Below are 20,027 nucleotides of genomic sequence, written 5' to 3' on the forward strand. Positions count from 1 at the left end.
ATGGCAAGTATAATAGCACGGGCATAGACCGCCGTCAATTCCACAATATCCCAGATCTGAGAGGTCTTTTTACCCACGACCAATCAGAAATAGGAGACCAAAGATCATCATGAATAAAGGCGATCAAGAGAAACACACCTCGCGGTTCCCCAGAATGGCCCTGGTGCGACAACGCCTGAGCGTCGATCGGATAGAAAATGTGCCTGGTGTTGTCAAAGACCAACTAGCCCGTCTACATCTCGATGAACTCATCCAGCCAGGCATGCGTGTAGCAGTAACTGCGGGAAGTCGTGGCATTGCGAATATTGCCACAGTCTTGGCGACCACCATCTCGCAACTCAAAGCACACGGAGCAGAGCCCTTCGTTATCCCTGCAATGGGCTGTCATGGTGGCGCGGTCGCGGGGGTTCAGGCCGAGATCCTGCACTCGCTCGGCATTACAGAGGCCGCTGTGGGTTGCCCTATCATCTCATCGCTCGACGTTGTGTGCATCGGCGAGACCCCTCAGGGGATCCCTGTGTTCATAGATCGCACTGCAGCCCAGGCAGATGGCATCGTAGTGATCAACCGCATTAAGCCACATACAGACTTTGTGGGAGAGATCGAGAGTGGTTTGATGAAAATGATGGCCATCGGGCTGGGTAAATACGTTGGCGCGTTGAATGTGCACTCGCATGGGATACGCCTGGGCCTTGCCGTAGCCATCCCTGCCGTGGCACGGGTTGTGCTTAGCAGATGCCGCATTCTGTTCGGTATAGCGCTGATAGAAAACGCCTACCACCAACTCGCGCAGGTTGTTGCCATCCCAAGCACGGCGATCGAGGAGACCGAGAAAACACTGTTACCGGAGGCGCGGCGGATGATGGGGCATCTGCCATTTGATGAGTTGGACATCTTGATTGTGGATGAGATGGGCAAAGAGATCAGCGGCACTGGGATGGATACCAAGGTCATCGGACGTATCCGCATGGCTGGCAGTGCAGAACCAGATGCACCCCGCATCAGGCGCATCGTCGTGCGGGATTTGACAGACGCAACACACGGAAACGCCATAGGCATTGGACTGGCAGATTTCACTACGCGCCGCTTGGTGGATAAAATTGATTACCACTCCACATACATCAACGCGGTAACGGCAATGTGTCCTGAGCGTGGGTATCTGCCCGTCGTCGCAGAGACAGACCGAGAGGCTATCGAGTACGCGCTTATCACCATCGGCGCAGTCGACCCCCAGAAAAGCCGTGTGGTGCGCGTTGCGAATACGCTGGAATTGGAGCACTTCTACGTTTCGGAAAGCCTGCTGGCCCAGATAGGGGATCGAATCGACATGGAACAGATCAGCGAACTCGAACCACTGTCATTCGATGAAAAGGGAATGCTCCTCTCAGGTCCAGGGCATACCGGCTTCTGAAAGAGGCTAGACTATGCACATCAAGTCTGTTCGTGTTCTCATTACTCTGGCTCTTATGGCTACCATGATGGCATGTACTGCCCCAACAGCGCCATTGCCTTCGTCCACACCGAGCATCAACATCGGTGTGCTTCTCACTGCTGTGCCTTTGCCCACAGCAACGATTACTCCTACCCCCTGGCCTGCCGAAATCCAACCTCACTACAACGATGTCGAAATGGTAGGTATTCTTTACCAACATGACAGTGCGCTCATTTTTCTGGGCGGGTCCGACGAACTGAACGCGCACGGTATCGGAGGGACGCTCTACTCAGTAGATCCTGCGGATGAAACTGCAAGCGAGGCTATCGCTGCCCTGCAGTTAAACATTTATCCCGATCGCATTGTTCGTGTGCGCGGCGACATTGACCTCGATTTCCAGACGCGCCAGGGCCGATTGAACTTGCGCACGGTGCAACCCATCCCCCTACCCTTTGATGAGGATACCCCGCTGGCAAACGAATTACCCACAGTGGCAGGGCTAATCCTACGTTACCCGCCTGATTGGACAGTTATTCATCGGCCAGGCGGCAATGGGGTGTGCAACTTCAATCCTCTGGTATTACGCTACAGCGGGAGGCGGGCGGCAGACCCCACCGCGTTCTGTGTTACCGTAGATGGACCGAGTCCAGATGGTCCAAAAACATTGGATGAATGGCGTACCACAACGAGAAAAGATGCGCTACGTGCCGATCAAATCCTCATCGACGGCCAGATGGCCATACGTTATCGCCTCGAGACCTATGGCCGTGTCGAGGGCGTTGTTATCCAGACCGACACGGGGCTAATCAATGTATATGCCTTATCTGGCGACGCAGCCATGTTTGACCGAATAGTAGCAGCGCTTAAATTCGCCCCATAACTCCCCGCACACAGCGGGATGCGCAATGTGGAACTCAACTTTAAGGTTTCGGGATAGCGAGGCCCTTCGCACCGGGTTCCGACATCGTGGCTTCAGGGAAATTTTCCTGGATCAACTCGTGGATAATCTGGGCATACTTCACTTTCTCCCGCACCAAAAACGATAGGCTATCAATGCTCGTCCACGGCTTGTATAGTGCCCCTGGGCCAGCAGCGCACGCGGGGCCGGGCTCGATCTTGAAATAACACGGCGCACATACGCGAGCCATTTCTGGAGCCTCGTAGAAGCGGTTGTATCCACCAAAGGATTCCGCAAGATAGATGTGCAGATCTAGTGGGATATCCACCGCCTGGCGAATGGAAGCCATTTGTGGTAGTGAGAGATCACCTACAGGGTTGAACGTACCTGCACCGAGCATCTGGAGCAATCTGCCACCAGCGGCTGAGCCATGACCAGCATAGATAGACACCTTGAAAGTCACATCCTGAGGGATCGTACCGTCCTTCCTCAGTTCGTTGAGCAGCCAGAGCAGGCCCTCGTCTATGCATAGGAAGCCACGGAACCCCAATTCGATACAGTGCATAATGTCAGCGATAACGTAACGCAGTTGATCCGAGCCGCGGTAGCGCAGGCCAGAAAGTCCACCCTCTGGGGTCACGAGTTGGCGACCCGTGTCCCACGCCGAACGAGGGCCAGGAGTCAAGATCACCTCCATTTTCGCTTCGGCAGCCATTTGGGCGAAGGCACGCAATTCCGCATCATCGAGCAGAGTGGCTCCCATCACGACGGAGATCAGGCGGTGAATAGGCATCTTGCGCTTCTCCGCCTCATCAATCAATGCCTCCAGCACCTGGGGCCGTTCTACACCGGAAATCTCCATCCGATACCACGCCCCATCCGGGAAGCGCTTGGTGCTGGTAGGTAGATCGTAAGCATCGCGCCCAGGGATACCATGCCGCTCCATAGCGGTGGAAACATCTTCTAATTTCATGGCTATTCCTCCTTTGGAATCGTTTATTGCGTCATTCAAACGCTCAAACCCGCGTCACTGTGACTGCTTTTTTATCTGCGCCCAATCGGCCAGGAATCGCTCTACTCCTACATCGGTAAGCGGATGCCTGATGGCCTGCATAAGCACTTTGTACGGCACGGTTGCGATATGCGCGCCAGCCAGTGCTGCCTGGGTTATGTGCAATGGGTGGCGAATGCTAGCAGCGATCACTTGCGTGTCATAACCGTAAAAATCGAGGATGTCCACGATGTCACGCACCACTTGCATCCCATCGTGGCCCGCGTCGTCCAAACGGCCAACGAAAGGCGAGACAAACGCAGCCCCACCCAATGCAGCGAAGAGGGCCTGGTTTGGAGAGAAAACCAGCGTGGCATTGACACGGATGCCCCAGGTGGATGCCAAATCCTTCGCCTCTTCGAGCGGGGTATCGCACCTACCCAGATACTCACAGCCCTGACACAGCCGGTCTAAGTCCACCTCGCAATCCCGGACGGTCTTGAGGGCTTGTAACCCCTGTTCTGTGAGCGGGATTTTCACCACTACATGAGGTGACCATGTGGCAATCTCCCGAGCCTCAGCGATCATATCCTCGACGCTGGTGCTCGTCACTTCCGCGCTGATGCAATTCTGGACAATGTAGCAGATCTCACGGGTTACCTTCTGGTAATCACCGCGCCCAGCGCGCATCATCAGTGAGGGGTTGGTCGTCACGCCGCTGACAATGCCCAATTTGGCAGCATCGCGAATCTCCTCGATACTTGCAGTATCCAAAAAGATTTCCATATTGTCCTCCTAGTCGGTTGCTTTCTGCAACTGAGCGCATTTTTGCGCAGCCTCGTATTGAATTGCCGCCCCCAGAAAATCGCGAAAAAGCGGGTGCGGGCGGTCAGGCCGCGATTTGAATTCGGGGTGGAATTGGCACCCCACCATCCAAGGGTGGTCCTGGATCTCTACGACCTCTACCAGTTTGTCATCAGGTGAGAGCCCGCTGAAAACCATACCCGCCTCAGCCAGCATCGAACGATAGTCGTTGTTCAGTTCAAAGCGATGGCGATGGCGTTCGTGGACGACAGGTTGACCGTAGGCAGCAGCAGCCTTTGTTCCTGGCACCAGGTGACAGGGATAAGAGCCCAGGCGCATGGTGCCGCCCATATCGGTAACGGTCCGCTGTTCCGGCATGAGGTCAATCACCGGATAAGGTGTGGAGGGATCAAATTCGGTGCTGTTGGGCTTGTTGTTACCCACCGCATAACGCGCCAGTTCGATAACCATCACCTGCATGCCGAGACAGAGTCCTAAGTAAGGGATACGATGTTCGCGCGCATACCGGGCAGCTGCGATCTTTCCCTCAATGCCCCGGTAGCCAAAGCCGCCGGGGACGATGATGCCTGCTACATTTTCCAATTGTGCGAATGACTTGCCTGCTTCCAGATCCTCAGCACGCACCCACTCGATTTCCACGTCCCTGTGATGATAAATCCCGGCATGGCGAACGGACTCGCGCACGCTCATATAAGCATCTAACAAATCCACGTATTTCCCGACAATGGCAACCCGAATTTTCGGCTTAGGGCTCTTGATTTCGGCCACCAACTGCCGCCAGCGAGTCAAATCGGCAACAAGGGGCAAATCTAACCGCTCCGCGATGTAACGTCCCAGCCCAGCATCCTCGAGGATGAGCGGTACTTCGTAGATGGACTCCACAGTCAACAATGGGATCACAGCTCGCTTCTCCACATCGCAGAAAAGGGCGATTTTATCTTTGAGGTTATCGTTCACTGGATAATCCGAGCGAGCTACAATGACATCTGGCTGGATGCCGATGCTGCGTAATTGCATCACGGAATGCTGGGTGGGCTTGCTCTTGAGTTCGCCAGTGGCGGCAATGTAAGGTATCAGCGTAATGTGGATATAAAGCACGCTCTCGCGGCCGACTTCATTGCGCATCTGGCGGATGGCCTCCAAGAATGGTTGGCCTTCGATATCGCCGACGGTGCCGCCAACCTCGACGATGACCACGTCGGCGCCGCTTTCCACACTCACGCGCTTGATGCGCCGCTTGATCTCATCGGTAATGTGGGGAATGACCTGGATAGTACCGCCCAGGTAGTCGCCGCGTCGCTCCTTGGCAATCACCTCGGCATACACCTGCCCGGTAGTGACATTACTGGCCGCAGTAAGATTCTCGTCAATGAAACGCTCATAGTGACCAAGGTCAAGGTCGGTCTCACTGCCATCGTCAAGGACAAAGACCTCACCGTGTTGATAAGGGCTTAGAGTGCCGGGGTCTACATTTATGTATGGGTCAAGTTTCTGGATGGTGACAGAAACCCCGCGGCTCTTCATCAGGCGACCGATAGAGGCTGCTGTAACCCCCTTTCCAACTGACGATACCACCCCGCCTGTACAGAAGATGTATTTCGACATACCCAGCGCCTCCCTCGCCCATGTTCCAAAAAGAACCGTCATGTCCGGATAAGCGGGATGCCGCGCCCGGCTTGAAATGCTTTTGTATTGATCTCAAGGAGTTTACGCGGGACATGTTGCTGGATGGCAGTTACCCACGTATCTTCCGGGATGTCTAATAGGGTGGAAAGTGTGCCTAACATCACGACATTGAGTACCCGAGCATTGCCCAGTTCTTCAGCAACAGCAATAGCGGGTACCACGTGGACGTTGGATGAAACCTGGTGTAGGATGTGTAGCAAGCGGTCATCATCAGGGTATATCTCATCGCCTATGTTTACGGAAAGCGGCGGGATGCGTTGATCGTTCACGATAATAACTCCACAACCGGGGCGAACTGTTTCGACATATCGTATTGCTTCCAGTTTCTCAAAGGCGAGGAGAAAATCCACCTCGCCACAGCCAATAATGGGAGAATACACCTTTTGACCCCAGCGCACATGACTGGTCACACTGCCCCCCCGTTGGGCCATGCCATGTACCTCAGATTTTTTGACATCATAGCCAGCCAATAGACCCACTGAGGCCAGAACATCGCTCGCCAAAATCGTCCCCTGACCACCTACACCGGTTACCAAAATGTTAATGCTTTCCATTACATCGCTCCTCGGCTCACCGCGTGTTTATGACTTGCCCGACGATTCCACTACTTGGTGACGGAACAAGATGGCTTTGCGGGCGCAAACCTGGGCACAGATCTCACAGCCAGTGCAAAGCAGACGGTCGATTTGTGCTTTGGCCCTCCCGGTTTTTTCATCTACTTCTCCGCTTTGTAAAATGGCTGGGCAGCCCACTTTGAAACATAGCCCACATCCATTGCAAATCTCAGGGTCCACTTGCAACGGTATCCATTGTTTCCGTGCTTCGGGCAGGAGCGCGCATTCGCGCCTGGCAATAATCACCGCAGGTTCGTTTGAATCCAGGCAATCGCGCAACGCAGATTCAACCTGTTTGAGGTTATAGGAGTCTACTACATGCACTCTCTGGATCCCCATACTACGGACCAGTGGTTCGAATTCTATCGCCACCGTCTTTTGCTTTTGCAGGGTTATGCCGGTGGCAGGGTTTTCTTGATGGCCAGTCATAGCCGTGGTGCGATTGTCTAGAATGATAGTGATGGTGTTGCTCTGGTTGTAGGCCACATTGAGTAACGCAGGCATACCAGTGTGGAAGAAAGTGGAATCGCCCAGCACGGCCACGTGTCGTTGCTGGATGCCTGCCTTCGCCACGCCATGGGCCTGGCCGATGCTCGCGCCCATACAGCCACAGGTATGCAGCGCAGCCTGTGGGGGAAGGAACCCCAGGGTGTAGCAACCAATATCGCCATTCACTACTAGCTTGAGTTTGCTAGTGACAACAAACACTCCACGGTGAGGGCACCCAGGGCAGAGAATAGGCGGGCGACCGGGTAGCGGCCCTTTGTCCGGCATCGCTGTTGGAATACGAGTCGACTCCGGGAGGAGGCCGGCTTTAATAGCCGAGTCTCGCACCACCTCCGGGCTAAACTCCCCGCAGATGGGAAAAATGCTCTTACCCTCTACAGGAATACCCAATAGACGAATGCTTTCTTCTAGGAAGGGATCGAGTTCTTCCACAACAATTAGCCGCTTCACTCTCGAAGCGAAGTCACGTACCAACTGGGACGGGATAGGATAGGTCATGCCCAATCGTAAGATCGAGGCGGTTGGGAAGACTTCACGCGTATACTGGTAGCCAACACCGTTGGTAACGATACCCAGCGCGGTGTCACCCATCTCTACGCGATTATAGGGGAAAGTTTCAGCGAATTCCGTTAGTCTTGCGATTCGCTGCTCTATAACATGATGACGACGCCGAGCATTGCCCGGGACCATCACATATTTGGCCGTATCGATCCGATAGTAAGGCGGGCCCGCCCACCTGTCCTGACGCTCGCCTTTTATCTCCACTGGCGCACTGGAATGGGCCAGGCGGGTTGTGATACGCAGAAGCACTGGCGTGTCAAAACGCTCGCTGATCTCAAATGCTGCCGCAACCAGATCTTTTGCTTCTTGACTGTCCGACGGCTCAATACATGGCACGCGGGCAAACTTGGCGTAGTGGCGGTTGTCCTGCTCATTCTGAGAACTGTGCATAAATGGGTCGTCGGCAGAGACAATTACCAAACCAGCCTCAGAACCCGTCATCGAAGCATAAAACAGGGCGTCGGCAGCGACATTAAGCCCGACGTGCTTCATCACAGCCATCGCCCGGCTACCGGCATAGGATGCTCCAATGGCTACGTCCAATGCAACCTTTTCGTTGGGAGCCCACTCTGCATAGACACCAGGCATTGGGGCCAGGGTCTCCAAGATTTCGGTGCTCGGCGTTCCTGGATAGGCCGAAGCCACCCGTACGCCGGCCTCCCACGCACCCCAGGCAATAGCCTCATTTCCAGAAAGAAGCCGCTTCACTTTCTAACCTCCGCTGCTGGTGGGCAAATGAGTCCTTTGCGGATTTGCAAATGTGCCCCGTTTTCCATCGCTCTCAAAACTCCCATTTGCTGAAGAGCCTCAGCCACGTGCTCAGCGACCACGCGTTCACCTTCGGCCGTGAGATGTACACCATCATCCTGAAGTAACGATGCTATTCTCTCAGGACTCAAAGCACCAAACGCTGAGGCCAAGTCGATTAAATGTGTACCTTCCTGAGCAGCAATGTGGCGGATAACCTCATTGTATTTCTCGTAAATTTCTTGTTGCCAAGCATAACTCGCTGGGTCCAACTCGCGGCCGGAACGCTCATCCACGGGCGTCGTCGTCAAAAGACAGATAACTGCACCCGATCGGCGTCGAATGCGTCGCACTAACTCTCGCTGCGCCGTGGTAAAGCCCTCTTGTGATACACGAGGGCCAAAAGTCGATGACCAAGCAGCGAGCGGCACATATCCCCACTGACGTAAAAGTCGGCGCACCCTCACCATCAACGTTAGATAAAGATGGCAATGTTTTCTCAGGATGTCGTCCAAGCGACCTAGCAAGGTCATCCTCTGGAACATAGCCCGCTCACGGATGCGATCCAGTGGCCAATCGCCAAGTTTGCCGTCGTTGAGGCCAAAGGCCAGCAGCACCATATGGGGCTTGTAGCGAAGCACTGCGGCATCAAGCCAATCTAATGCTAATACGGAGGTACAGCCTCTTATTCCAGAATTGATTACTGCGATGCTGGTGGCCGGATTTTGCCTATTTAGCAAATCGGAAAGAATGTGAGGGTAACTCTGATTGTAGAGCAGATCTTCTCCATGCGCGATGGAATCGCCGAAGACCACGATGCGGTATTTATTTACTAAGCGTGTTCTATCCAACGCCCGGGTTTTGCTTCGGAGTGCTTGGTAGCAGGTTGGAGCCAGTGTCTGCCTGTGCCGGATGCGCAAAGCAAATTCGATCAAGAGCAAGAGAGCGATTATGGCTAATAAAGCGGTCACATCTCCTCTCCCGTAATTTAAATTCTACCCCAAATTGACGGCTGGGGCAAAGATTGCGTCTGGATGGAGACCCCTGATATAATATCATCACAATAAACTCGGTGGAGGTAACATGAGACCCCTCATCGGCATCACTTGTTCCTCGGATCAACAAACCAGTCGTTTCAGTCTCGCCAGAAACTACATCGCCGCCGTCGAGATAGCAGGAGGCGCGCCAATCATCATCCCTTATCCTAGCGATCCCGTGATCCTACATGACGTGCATGAGAAATTGGATGGGCTGCTCCTCTCAGGTGGTGGTGATGTGGCCCCTCATCGTTATGGCACAACGGATTCAGGGCACCTAATCGAAGTGGACGAGCAACGTGACGAGGCGGAATGGCAATTGGCCCGCTGGGCGCTTGAGGATAATCGTCCTCTTCTCGCGATCTGTCGGGGGATTCAAGTTTTGAATGTAGCACTTGGTGGAACACTCTACCAAGACCTGTCGGTGGAGTACCCAGGTGCACTACAACACCGTTGCGCACCGCATTGTCCTCGGGATCACACCGCTCACACTGTCAGTGTAGTACAAGGTACCCTGACCGCGCGACTCTTGGGCGTGAAACCTGACCAAGTCGTGCCAGTCAACAGTTTTCACCACCAGTCCGTCAAAGATGTTGCCACTGGGCTGATCGTCACCGCACGGGCACCTGATGGGGTAGTGGAAGGTCTCGAATCTCCTGCCCATCGCTTTGTGATAGGAGTGCAATGGCACCCTGAGGAAATGCTCAGCCAAGCGGCTATGCGACGACTTTTCATTGGTTTCGTGGAGGCCTGCAGAACGTAGGGACACCGGAATAGGGATTGGGCCACCACTGAATCAATTGCCTTGCAAAGAACCACGGTTTTCAGGAAAGTAGCAGGTGTTTTGGGATAATTGGGATAATGTTTGGGATATTTGGGAAATGAGCGCCTGAAATAGGGTCACTTAAGGATGTAATACGTGCCCTTTTTGGCTCCGATACGGAGGAGAATGCCCCGGTGTACCATATCGGCCAGATCGAGCCGCAATGTCTCCGGGGTCACGTGAGGACACAACTCTTGGTAGTCTCGGCTGGCGATATGTCCGTGCTCGCGTACATAGGCGAGGGCCCGAAGTTGGCGTTCGTTTAGTTCCTGTACCCACTTCGCCTCAGGTGCCTGACGTGTGTTGTGGAGAGTAACGATAAAAGTATGAGGACGTGCCTCGAACGCAGGTGGTGGAAGCCCTGCAGCCAGCATCTCTTCATACATGCGATCAATACCCAGTCCCAATTCCTCGATGTAGCCCCAGTAGAACAGGCCGCGCACGATCCTGGGGTTGCGCGAGAAATGCTCTTCCATGATGTTCTCCAAGGTGATGTGCCCAGCCAACCCCCCGGGGCTAATGATCTCCAGCCGATCGTCGAACATGCGCACCTCGATACGCCGGCCTTGGAGTCTGTAATCGCGGTGAGCGACAGCATTGACCAGCGCCTCGCGAACGGCAAAGATAGGATATTCCGGCCTTTCCTCACGGGCTAACCCAGAGATGACGGTCTCGTGTCGCATTTCCTCCCACAGTACGTTCCAAGTTTCTTCGAGCAGTCGAGGCAATGGACCATGGAGATCCTCGCGACGCGAATAGACAGGTGGATTGGCTCGCGTGTGGCCCTCGCCATCACCAAAGTGCACAAAAACCACCCCGCTCTGACTTAAGAAGTGCTCTGGGTATTTGCCGAAGAGCAGCACTCCGGCCACTGTGGGGACACCATTTCGATCAATGGCGCCAGCGTCTACTAGCAGTGCTTCTTCGGACCATTTCTTCATATGGCGGCCACGCTGGCGACGATGCTCAATGTAATCGGCAACGACTTCGTCATCAAAGTCATCCTGCGTGGCATTCTCAACAGTCCGCTCTTCGAAATTGCCTACACCACGCGTCGTGGCGAGCCTGCGGACATTTTCCTCTACCAAGGTGCGGTTGTGCTGGCCAGAGCGGATAAGCACACGGCCGTCAGTCAGGGCATGCACCTCCGAACTGCGTGCTACGGTCACCACAGCGATAGTGCCACCCTCAAAATCTACCGTTGACCACTCGACCGGCACCAGCGGTTTACATTGTGCCTGGGCGCGCATCAAGAGGGGTTCAACGTCCTCAGCCACTTCCTCTTCCACTACCCGTCCCTTTGAATCGAGGCCCAAGAGCAGCGTGCCGCCGTCAGCATTTGCAAATGCCACTAGCAACTCTGCCAATTTGTTCGCCCGAGGACGGGGCACGAACTCAAGCAACTGTCCCGGTCCCCTCTCGAGCAAGGATCGCAACTCAATTGCTCTCATGGGAATCATTAAGTCTATTCGGTGTCGTCAATGTTGCGCGGCAATTGTTTTTCGCGCCCCTCAAGCGAATCGTCGTGATTCTCCGCAGCGGCGCGTAATGCGACAGAACCTTTTTTCCCTGTCTTGCCACGAGCACGCGACGAGGATCGCTCATCCGCTGGCAGTTCCCCTGGCGTCTTATCAGCCTCTGCATTACCTAGTTTGGCAATCGAAACCGCCGTGTCGTTACCCTTGAGTTTCATGACGATGTTGCCCCGGCTAGCGCGGCTCGCACGCGGGAAATCCTTCACCAGACAGCGCAACACCACGCCTTGCGCAGATATGATCATTACTTCGCCATCGGGATCTACAACGCGGGCAGCAGTGACGGGTCCCGTCTTCTCCAGATATTTGGAAGCGAGAGTGACAACGCCGCGGCCATTGCGACCTTGCTTTGGGTATTCTTTCAAAGGAGTTCGCTTGCCATAGCCTTTGGCAGTGATCAACAATAACTCACCCTCGGGTCGGATCACGTCCATGCTCGTAACAGAATCGCCTTCACCCAGGGTGATGGCTCCCACCCCGCCTGCGGCCCGGCCCATGGGCCGCACTTCCTCTTCGCTGAAGCGAATAGCCTGGCCACGCTCCGTGACAAGAACGATCTCCTGGTCGCCGTGGGTCAAGCTCACCCAACCCAACTCATCGCCTTCACTCAGGCTAATAGCAGCAATGCCGCTGGGACGGACAGCAGAAAACTCGCTGATGACCGTGCGTTTAATGCGCCCCTGTCGGGTAACCATAGTTAAGTACTCAGCCTGTTCAAAGTCCGGTACAGCAACGGCCGCTGTTACTTTTTCACCGGATTCCAGAGCCACAATATTGGAAACGGGTATGCCTCTATCCTGGCGTGCAATATCTGGTATCTGATGTGCCTTTTCCTGGAAAACCCGGCCTTTGTCAGTGAAAAAGAGGATGCTATCCAGGGTATTGGCGGCAAACAGATATTGCACAGCATCCGTGTCGCGGGTAATGATAGCACGAGCACTACGACCCCGGCGACCGTAAGCATCGGCAGCCATACGTTTGATGTAGCCGTGCTGGGTGATCGCAATCAGCACATCTTCCTTGGGCACCAAATCTTGTGGGGTGAAGGTTACTTCTTCCTCAGCCACCCGAGTGCGACGGGTATCACCGTACTTGGTTTTGAGTTCTTGCATCTCCGCCTTAATAAGTTCCAGTATTTTTGTAGGCGAGCGCAAGAGAGCCTGGAGATCACGGATGCGTTGCGTAACCTCTCTGTATTCCTCCTCGATCTTGCGGCGTTCCAGTCCAGCCAAACGGCGGAGTTGCATATCCAGAATCGCGCGTGCCTGTATCTCAGTCAGTTTGAATTTGCGGCGCAGGTTATCTAAAGCAGTCTCAGCGGTCCGAGAGGCGCGGATGGTGCTAATGACCTCGTCCAAGTGATCGAGGGCGATCTTAAGGCCCTCGAGAATATGAGCGCGCTGCTTGGCTCTCTCCAGTTCGAACTCACTGCGACGGGTGATCACCTCGCGGCGATGTTCAATAAACAATTGGAGGGCTCGGCGGAGAGAAAGCATCCGCGGTTCACCATCCACCAGGGCAAGCATGTTCACGCCAAAGGTGGTTTGCATCTGGGTGTACTTAAGGAGTTGGTTGAGCGTAGTGCGAGGTTCAGCGCCACGCTTCAATTCGATGACCACGCGGGTGCCTTGCCGATCGGACTCGTCTCGCAAATCGGAGATGGTCTCGATGCGATGGTTGCGCACCAAGTCAGCGATACGCTCCACCAAGTTAGCCTTGTTGACCTGGTAAGGAATCTCAGTAACAATGATGCGATAGCGACCGCCCGCTATTTCCTCGATGTGGGCCTTTGCCCGAATGACAATGCGGCCTTTGCCAGTAGCATAAGCGCTACGTATACCCTCTAAGCCCATAATGCTGCCGCCGGTGGGGAAATCAGGCCCCTTGATGAATCTCATCAGTTCATCTACGGTCACATCGTCGATTTTGCGGTAATGGTCAATCAAGTAAGCAATAGCATCGCACACTTCGCCAAGATTGTGGGGCGGGATATTGGTTGCCATGCCGACAGCGATCCCTGCCGTGCCGTTGACGAGCAAGTTAGGGAGCCTAGTGGGCAGGACCAAGGGTTCTTGGAGCGAACCATCGAAGTTACTAGTGAAATCCACTGTCTCTTTATCAATGTCGGCCAGCATTTCTTCGGCCAGGGCTGTCAGACGGGCCTCGGTGTAACGCATCGCCGCTGCATTATCACCATCCACTGAACCGAAGTTGCCCTGGCCATCCACCAATACGTAGCGCATGGAGAAATCCTGGGCCAGGCGCACCATGGCGTCGTATACCGCGGCATCCCCATGAGGGTGATATTTACCCAGTACCTCACCGACAATACGAGCACTTTTCTTGTAGGGCTTGTCATGCTGGAGACCCATGTCGTTCATCGCGTATAGAATACGCCGCTGCACAGGCTTCAGGCCATCACGCACATCTGGAAGGGCGCGGGCCGTGATCACGCTCATGGCGTAATCCAAGTACGCGGTTCTCATTTTGTCTTCGATGTCAATGAATTTGACAGTGCCGATTTCCATACCTTCCTCGTACCCTCTTGTGTTTACTTAATCAGATGGAACGCGTGCGCTTGCCTTAGGAGACTGCCGGAGAGGCTATCTCACACATCCAAATTCTGCACATTCTTGGCATGAGTTTGAATAAACCGCTTCCTCGGCGGGACACTTGAGCCCATAAGCATGTCAAATGTCCTATCCGCCTTCAACGCGTCTTCCACTGTCACTTGCAGAATCGTGCGTCTCTGGGGGTCCATCGTTGTCTCCCAGAGTTGTTCAGGGTTCATCTCACCCAAACCTTTGTAGCGCTGGATCGTTAAGTTCTTGTCTCCTAACTTCTTGAGCAATGCGTTCTTCTCCGCTTCACTATACACATAGTAGTGCTGCTTTGCATCGGCGATGCGATAAAGCGGTGGTTGGGCGATGAATAGATGTCCATTCTCAATGATAGGGGCCATGTAGCGGAAAAAGAACGTCAGTAGAAGGGTGGTGATATGCGCTCCGTCCACATCGGCATCCGTCATGATGATAATGCGATTATACCGGAGACCGCGCAAATCAAACGAGTCACCAATACTCGTTCCCAAGGCCGTAATAAGCGCCTTGATCTCCTTGCTGTCTAACATTCTGTCCAGTCGGGCTTTCTCCACATTCAGGATCTTGCCTCGCAGCGGCAAGATGGCTTGGAAGCGTCGGTCACGCCCTTGTTTGGCTGAACCGCCTGCTGAGTCGCCCTCCACAATATAGAGTTCGCTCTTCGCTGGGTCGCGCTCGGAGCAATCGGCAAGTTTCCCCGGCAGGCTGGCGCTTTCCAGAGCGCTGCGACGGATCACTAAATCGCGGGCCTGCCGTGCGGCTTGGCGAGCTCGCGAAGCAGTCAGACACCGTTCGACAATGACTTTGGCCTCGCGTGGGTGCTCTTCTAACCAGGCTGTAAAGGCCTCAGTTACTACCGATTCTACCTGGCCCTTGACTTCCGCATTGCCTAATTTTGCTTTGGTCTGGCTCTCGAACTGTGGGTCGGTCATCTTCACACTGATGATAGCCGTCAACCCTTCACGTACATCTTCACCCGAAAAGTTTGCATCGCTCTCCTTCAGTATCCCAGCCTTGCGGGCGTAATCATTGAGGGTACGTGTGAGAGCACTGCGAAAGCCTGTCAAGTGTGTTCCACCGTCAATTGTGTTGATATTATTGGCAAAAGCGTAAACTGACTCGGAATAAGTATCAGTATATTGTAGGGCCGCCTCAATTATGGTGCCGTTTACCTGCCTTTCTGTATAGAAAATAGGGTGCAGCGCCTCGCGATTGCGGTTCAGATAGCGCACAAAGGAAGTTACACCGCCCTCAAAGTAAAAGGTCATCTCCCTATCGTCGCGTTGGTCAATGAAGGTAATGGTCAATCCTCGCGTCAAGAAGGCCATCTCTCGGAAACGCTCGGCTAAAACCTCATATTTGTAATCCAAGGTTTTGAAAATAGTCTCATCAGGCAAAAAGGTGGTCTTGGTGCCCGTTACTTTCGACTTGCCAACTTGTTCCACCGGGGTCACAGGTGTGCCCCGTTCGTAACGCTGCCGCCAAATGTATCCTTCCCGTTGCACTTCCACTTCGAGCCAGGCGGAGAGTGCATTCACCGCCGAGACACCAACGCCGTGCAAACCACTCGCGACCTTATAACTCCCGCTGCCGAATTTGCCACCAGCGTGAAGAACGGTATGCACAACCTCCAAGGCTGATCGTCCTGTATCCTGCTGGATGCCAACAGGGATGCCGCGCCCATTATCCTGGACGGTAACCGTGTTGTCTTTGCCGATCGTGACGATAATTCGGTCGCAGGCCCTAGCCAGGGCTTCGTCGACACTGTTGTCCACGACTTCAAACACCAGGTGATGAAGCCCACGGATGTCAGTGCTACCTACATACATGCCCGGACGCCGGCGCACTGCCTCCAAACCCTCGAGAACTTGGATGTCAGCGGCTGTGTATTCAGGAACCTTATTGCTGTTCATACTACGTCATCCTCACCTGATGTGTGTTGTCCCAAATTTTGCGAAAATGTCTAAATGAGATGCAAGACCCTAGTTTGACATATGCGCAGGAAGTTGCTTACGGACGCATAGATCAATTTGCAATACCATATCGAAAGATTTTACTACACCATCCCACTGATGGAAAATTTTACTGGACATCCAATCCCTCTAGATCCAATTATATTTGAACATTTGTTCTAACGCAAATTCGAGTGTTCTGCAGCAAAAGATCGAAGGACCCGGCTCAATGCTGCAATGCTCAACAGCGCTTGTTTCCCCCGAGGGGTGATATGATACAAGCGGCCCCTCTGACCAATGAACTGCGCCAATGAAAGTTCTTTGAGGTGATGGTAAAGTTGGCCCCCGGCCAATTTTGTCTGGACCATTAATGCGGCGGTAGTCTTTTCACCACTTAATAGTGCTTTCAGCACCCGAACGCGTGCCGCATTCGACAGCGCCATAGCCACCCGTCCTATCTCTTCCTCCTCTTCACCCAGCAATTCCTCCATTGTACTGATCTGCCCAACAAGGCCTGCCGGGTCCTTGAGCAGATGGAGGAAGAATGACTGCTCCTCGCCCGCCATTAACGCCTCTATGGATGCGACAATGCGTGCCGGGCTTTGCTTCGCTTCCCCAGCGACACTGGGCTTCACGGCAGCACTCCGAGTTTCGCGTCGCAGTAGCTCAACCTCACGCCGCAGAGACTCGTATTGCTGGGTTAGTTGTTCAATTCGTTCCGCTATGTCTTGTGTGCTCGTATCTCAAATTCCTTCCTCTGAATAGTTACAGAGTTACATTCTATTGTAAAATTGTACTACATATTCCCCAGATCGTCAAAATCTTGACGGCGACCGTAACCAGATGTACAATTTATTTATAGAGAGTGTGCAGAGTGTCGAAAGTCATTAGTCTACTCACCGATTTTGGCCTGAACGACGGTTACGTTGGCATTATGCACGGCGTCATCCTGAGCATCTGTCCCGACGCCCGGATTGTGGATATCTCCCACGGGATCCCACCGCAGGATGTGCGTCGCGCGGCCTACGTGTTGCACATCTCGTACCCTTACTTTCCAGAGGGGACGGTACACGTGGTCGTAGTGGATCCTGGTGTTGGCAGTAAGCGCCGAGCCATTGCCATCCGCACATCCGTCGGCTATTTCGTTGCTCCAGACAATGGGGTCTTGAGTTACGTTTTGGCCCGCGAGCGGATGTTAGAGGCTGTGGAACTCACAAATTCTCGCTACTGGCTGCCACGAGTGAGCGCAACTTTCCACGGCCGTGACGTTTTCTCACCAGTGGGGGCGCATTTATTGTGCGGCGTGCCCATGCGTGAGTTGGGTCGTCCGATCTCAGACTTGGTAACCTTCCCCATGCCGGCAGCCAAACGACAATCAGACGGCCGCCTTATAGGACATGTCTTGCATATTGACCGCTTTGGCAATATCATCACCGACATCCGCCAGGATGAGTTACCTCGCGATGGCAACGTGGCTGTGAGGATACGTGATCGCCGTATATCCGGCGTGCGAACGACCTACGCTACCGTGCCGGAAGGCGACTTGGTAGCCCTCATTGGCAGCGATGGGATGCTCGAAATTGCTGTGCGTAACGGCAATGCAGCCCAAGATATGGGCATACAAGTGGGCGAAGAGGTTGTAGTCTCCCCACTACATAATGGAGCATAAGGGTACAGGGAGGAGGACAAGATGGCGAATGTAGTAATCGTGGTAGATATGCTGCGGGGCTTCTTGGAGGAAGGATATCCGCTTTACTGCGGGGCCGAGGCGCGGGCAATTATCCCGTGTGTAGTGGATTTGCTGCAGCGAGAGCAAGCGGCAGGCTCGACGATCCTTTATCTGGTTGATACGCACGACCCCGACGATAAAGAGTTTCAGATGTTTCCCCGCCACTGTGTGCGGGGTACTAAAGAAACGGAGATCATTCCTGAGTTGGTGCCTTTCCCTGGTGCTATCATTGCCAAACGTCGCTACAGCGGTTTCTTCGATACAGACTTGGAGGCGCGGCTTAAAGCACTGCGTCCGGATAAGATCATCGTGGTGGGTGTATGCACTGACATTTGTGTTATGCACACCGTCGCAGATGCTCGAAACCGCGATTACCCAGTGGAGGTCCCTGCAAACTGCGTCGCTAGTTTTGACAAAGAGGCCCATGCCTTTGCCCTGAAACACATGAGGGACATTTTAGGTGCCAAGATCGTGTAAGGGAGACTTAAGAATGGCAACGCAACATTTGCTTAACCTCGTTCTCTCAGGTGAAACGGCTGATGTGTACTTCCGCCGAACCCAGGAAATCTTGCGGGCCGAAGGGCTCGACCCTGTTGTGACGATGGAAATATTCCCCAGTAGATCGGGCATCCTGTGTGGCATGAAGGAGGTGCTTGCAATCTTGGCCGAGGTATTGCCACCAACCGGGGAGGTTTGGGCACTATCAGAAGGCGAGGCGATGTCTGCCAAGGAGATTGTCTTGCGTATCACAGCACCCTACTCCTCCTTTGGTCTTTATGAGACCGCGATTCTCGGCATCTTGGCGCACGAAAGTGGTTGGGCCACAGCGGCCCGGGCTTGTGTAGAAGCAGCAGAGGGGATTCCTATTATCGGCTTCGGGGCGCGGCATGTGCACCCTAACGTTGCGGCGCAGATGGAATACGCAGCAATGGTAGGGGGCTTTGCGGGTTGTGCTACACCTGCGGGTGCTGAACTATTCGGCGTCGAGCCCAGTGGCACCATCCCGCACGCTATGATCCTCATCTTTGGCGACACGGTGCGCGCTGTCGAGGCCTTCGATCGCCACATGCCCCCCAAGGTACGACGCATCGCTCTCGTGGATACCTTTCACGATGAAGTTGAGGAGAGCCTGCGGGTAGCGGAGGCACTTGGAGAACAGTTATGGGGTGTCCGATTGGACACCCCAGCCGAAAGAGGGCGAGTCACACCCGACTTGGTGAAGGAGGTGCGGGCACGATTAGACCAAGCGGGTTATAGTCACGTCAAAATCGTGGTCAGCGGGGGCATAGATCCAGAGCGCATTCGCCTATTTAAACAGGAGGGCGCGCCTGTGGACGTCTTTGGGATAGGCAGTGCAGTGAGTAGTGCCTCGCCCATTGACTTCACCGGCGACTTGAAAGTAGTAGGCGGCAAACCTTTAGCCAAGCGCGGACGCATCCCAGGTATTACGCCCAACCCGAGATTGAGGAAGATTGATTTGCGGGGGAATTAGTGCTTGTCAAACTAAAGGCTGGATGACAATACGTCTTATTCTTCGTCACCGCCTTCATCGATCGTATCTTCTTCTGGCTCGAATTCTTCTTCCTCCTCTTCTTCGGTAACTGGTTCCTCGAGCAGCAGCGCAGCAGCCCTCTCTGCTTCCGAAAGTACGGCCTGGACATCGAAGTCTAATTTGTCGCCCAGTAGCTCTGCCAATTGTTGCAGATTGCGCAAGGCGATGGCATTGGCGGGATCGCGTTGCAGGCTCTCGCGATAGGCGGCAGCGGCCTCCTGGCGTTTGCCCAGTTGGTTGTAGGCGTGTCCCAATCGGTTATAAGCCTGGACGTCGTCAGGAAAGGCTTCCAAGATTCGCTTGTTCAGTTCGATAGCCTCTTTCCATGCTCCTTCAAAGGCCAGACGAACCGCTTGGCGGGCCCATTGTTCGTGCGTATCACGAGTAGGTGATAACTCCATGAAGCAGAACTCCTTTCTTGTACAATTAAACTGCTATGAGCGGTGTTCGATTTTAATGAGTTACATGTTTTTTGCAAAGTCGCCTTTCGGCGGTAAGCGTTTGCATCTCTTCTAGGAAAGGGATGTGAGCCAGAGAA

17 protein-coding genes are annotated in these 20,027 nt (G+C 54.0%); 6 read left to right on the plus strand and 11 right to left on the minus strand.

The window, feature by feature from the left end:
• The first annotated feature begins 109 nt into the window (after nucleotides 1-109).
• A complete protein-coding gene (locus H5T64_05450) occupies nucleotides 110-1,411 on the plus strand; it encodes a DUF2088 domain-containing protein (protein ID MBC7263790.1) in 1,302 nt (433 codons plus the stop codon).
• A 13-nt stretch (nucleotides 1,412-1,424) separates the two neighbouring features.
• On the plus strand, nucleotides 1,425-2,312 hold the full coding sequence (locus H5T64_05455; GenBank protein ID MBC7263791.1) for a hypothetical protein: 888 nt from the start codon (nucleotides 1,425-1,427) through the stop codon (nucleotides 2,310-2,312).
• A gap of 40 nt (nucleotides 2,313-2,352) precedes the next feature.
• Here H5T64_05455 and H5T64_05460 read toward each other — a convergent pair whose 3' ends face one another.
• Genes H5T64_05460 through H5T64_05485 form a run of 6 tightly spaced genes read right to left on the minus strand, consistent with a single transcriptional unit; the run spans nucleotide 2,353 to nucleotide 9,232 of the window.
• The gene (locus H5T64_05460; protein MBC7263792.1) at nucleotides 2,353-3,303 is read right to left on the minus strand and encodes a hypothetical protein; all 951 of its coding nucleotides are present in this window, start codon (nucleotides 3,301-3,303) and stop codon (nucleotides 2,353-2,355) included.
• Between the two features lie 54 nt (nucleotides 3,304-3,357).
• Nucleotides 3,358-4,107: a transaldolase family protein gene (locus H5T64_05465; GenBank protein ID MBC7263793.1), complete on the minus strand. Its 750-nt coding sequence runs from the start codon at nucleotides 4,105-4,107 to the stop codon at nucleotides 3,358-3,360.
• A 9-nt stretch (nucleotides 4,108-4,116) separates the two neighbouring features.
• Nucleotides 4,117-5,751: a CTP synthase gene (locus H5T64_05470; protein MBC7263794.1), complete on the minus strand. Its 1,635-nt coding sequence runs from the start codon at nucleotides 5,749-5,751 to the stop codon at nucleotides 4,117-4,119.
• A gap of 38 nt (nucleotides 5,752-5,789) precedes the next feature.
• Nucleotides 5,790-6,386 carry an indolepyruvate oxidoreductase subunit beta gene (locus tag H5T64_05475; protein ID MBC7263795.1) on the minus strand — a complete coding sequence of 199 codons (597 nt, stop codon included), beginning with the start codon at nucleotides 6,384-6,386 and terminating at the stop codon, nucleotides 5,790-5,792.
• Nucleotides 6,387-6,413: 27 nt separating this feature from the next.
• Nucleotides 6,414-8,222 (minus strand): indolepyruvate ferredoxin oxidoreductase subunit alpha, encoded by a 1,809-nt coding sequence (gene iorA / locus H5T64_05480; GenBank protein MBC7263796.1) that lies wholly within the window; start codon nucleotides 8,220-8,222, stop codon nucleotides 6,414-6,416.
• Entirely contained in the window at nucleotides 8,219-9,232 is a 1,014-nt protein-coding gene (locus H5T64_05485; GenBank protein MBC7263797.1) for an SGNH/GDSL hydrolase family protein, read from the minus strand. The genes iorA and H5T64_05485 overlap by 4 nt, the downstream gene beginning before the upstream one ends.
• A gap of 112 nt (nucleotides 9,233-9,344) precedes the next feature.
• Between H5T64_05485 and H5T64_05490 the strand changes: the two genes are divergently transcribed.
• On the plus strand, nucleotides 9,345-10,061 hold the full coding sequence (locus tag H5T64_05490; protein MBC7263798.1) for a gamma-glutamyl-gamma-aminobutyrate hydrolase family protein: 717 nt from the start codon (nucleotides 9,345-9,347) through the stop codon (nucleotides 10,059-10,061).
• Nucleotides 10,062-10,198: 137 nt separating this feature from the next.
• On the opposite strand, the gene H5T64_05495 is transcribed toward H5T64_05490, so the two are convergent.
• The 4 genes from H5T64_05495 to H5T64_05510 all read right to left on the minus strand — a co-directional run bounded on the left by H5T64_05495 (nucleotide 10,199) and on the right by H5T64_05510 (nucleotide 16,843).
• Nucleotides 10,199-11,524 (minus strand): putative DNA binding domain-containing protein, encoded by a 1,326-nt coding sequence (locus H5T64_05495; GenBank protein ID MBC7263799.1) that lies wholly within the window; start codon nucleotides 11,522-11,524, stop codon nucleotides 10,199-10,201.
• A 62-nt stretch (nucleotides 11,525-11,586) separates the two neighbouring features.
• On the minus strand, nucleotides 11,587-14,184 hold the full coding sequence (gene gyrA, locus H5T64_05500; protein ID MBC7263800.1) for a DNA gyrase subunit A: 2,598 nt from the start codon (nucleotides 14,182-14,184) through the stop codon (nucleotides 11,587-11,589).
• 80 nt (nucleotides 14,185-14,264) lie between these two features.
• The gene (gene gyrB, locus H5T64_05505; protein MBC7263801.1) at nucleotides 14,265-16,169 is read right to left on the minus strand and encodes a DNA topoisomerase (ATP-hydrolyzing) subunit B; all 1,905 of its coding nucleotides are present in this window, start codon (nucleotides 16,167-16,169) and stop codon (nucleotides 14,265-14,267) included.
• 218 nt (nucleotides 16,170-16,387) lie between these two features.
• Nucleotides 16,388-16,843 (minus strand): helix-turn-helix transcriptional regulator, encoded by a 456-nt coding sequence (locus tag H5T64_05510; GenBank protein ID MBC7263802.1) that lies wholly within the window; start codon nucleotides 16,841-16,843, stop codon nucleotides 16,388-16,390.
• Between the two features lie 230 nt (nucleotides 16,844-17,073).
• Between H5T64_05510 and H5T64_05515 the strand changes: the two genes are divergently transcribed.
• The 3 genes from H5T64_05515 to H5T64_05525 are packed head-to-tail and all read left to right on the plus strand — an operon-like array spanning nucleotide 17,074 to nucleotide 19,429.
• Nucleotides 17,074-17,877 (plus strand): SAM-dependent chlorinase/fluorinase, encoded by an 804-nt coding sequence (locus tag H5T64_05515; protein ID MBC7263803.1) that lies wholly within the window; start codon nucleotides 17,074-17,076, stop codon nucleotides 17,875-17,877.
• Between the two features lie 21 nt (nucleotides 17,878-17,898).
• Nucleotides 17,899-18,414 (plus strand): cysteine hydrolase, encoded by a 516-nt coding sequence (locus H5T64_05520; GenBank protein ID MBC7263804.1) that lies wholly within the window; start codon nucleotides 17,899-17,901, stop codon nucleotides 18,412-18,414.
• A 13-nt stretch (nucleotides 18,415-18,427) separates the two neighbouring features.
• A complete protein-coding gene (locus tag H5T64_05525; GenBank protein MBC7263805.1) occupies nucleotides 18,428-19,429 on the plus strand; it encodes a nicotinate phosphoribosyltransferase in 1,002 nt (333 codons plus the stop codon).
• A gap of 35 nt (nucleotides 19,430-19,464) precedes the next feature.
• On the opposite strand, the gene H5T64_05530 is transcribed toward H5T64_05525, so the two are convergent.
• Entirely contained in the window at nucleotides 19,465-19,890 is a 426-nt protein-coding gene (locus H5T64_05530) for a tetratricopeptide repeat protein (GenBank protein MBC7263806.1), read from the minus strand.
• Nucleotides 19,891-20,027 lie beyond the last annotated feature (137 nt).

It is taken from the genome of Chloroflexota bacterium, assembly GCA_014360825.1.
Taxonomy (GTDB): Bacteria; Chloroflexota; Anaerolineae; order UBA2200; family JACIWT01; genus JACIWT01.

Excerpts from the sequence above, each read along its gene's own strand:
- H5T64_05450 (MBC7263790.1), top strand. The coding sequence starts at position 110 with ATGAATAAAGGCGATCAAGAGAAACACACCTCGCGGTTCCCCAGAATG.
- H5T64_05455 (MBC7263791.1), top strand. The coding sequence starts at position 1,425 with ATGCACATCAAGTCTGTTCGTGTTCTCATTACTCTGGCTCTTATGGCT.
- H5T64_05460 (MBC7263792.1), bottom strand. The coding sequence starts at position 3,303 with ATGAAATTAGAAGATGTTTCCACCGCTATGGAGCGGCATGGTATCCCT.
- H5T64_05465 (MBC7263793.1), bottom strand. The coding sequence starts at position 4,107 with ATGGAAATCTTTTTGGATACTGCAAGTATCGAGGAGATTCGCGATGCT.
- H5T64_05470 (MBC7263794.1), bottom strand. The coding sequence starts at position 5,751 with ATGTCGAAATACATCTTCTGTACAGGCGGGGTGGTATCGTCAGTTGGA.
- H5T64_05475 (MBC7263795.1), bottom strand. The coding sequence starts at position 6,386 with ATGGAAAGCATTAACATTTTGGTAACCGGTGTAGGTGGTCAGGGGACG.
- H5T64_05490 (MBC7263798.1), top strand. The coding sequence starts at position 9,345 with ATGAGACCCCTCATCGGCATCACTTGTTCCTCGGATCAACAAACCAGT.
- gyrA (MBC7263800.1), bottom strand. The coding sequence starts at position 14,184 with ATGGAAATCGGCACTGTCAAATTCATTGACATCGAAGACAAAATGAGA.
- gyrB (MBC7263801.1), bottom strand. The coding sequence starts at position 16,169 with ATGAACAGCAATAAGGTTCCTGAATACACAGCCGCTGACATCCAAGTT.
- H5T64_05520 (MBC7263804.1), top strand. The coding sequence starts at position 17,899 with ATGGCGAATGTAGTAATCGTGGTAGATATGCTGCGGGGCTTCTTGGAG.
- H5T64_05525 (MBC7263805.1), top strand. The coding sequence starts at position 18,428 with ATGGCAACGCAACATTTGCTTAACCTCGTTCTCTCAGGTGAAACGGCT.
- H5T64_05530 (MBC7263806.1), bottom strand. The coding sequence starts at position 19,890 with ATGGAGTTATCACCTACTCGTGATACGCACGAACAATGGGCCCGCCAA.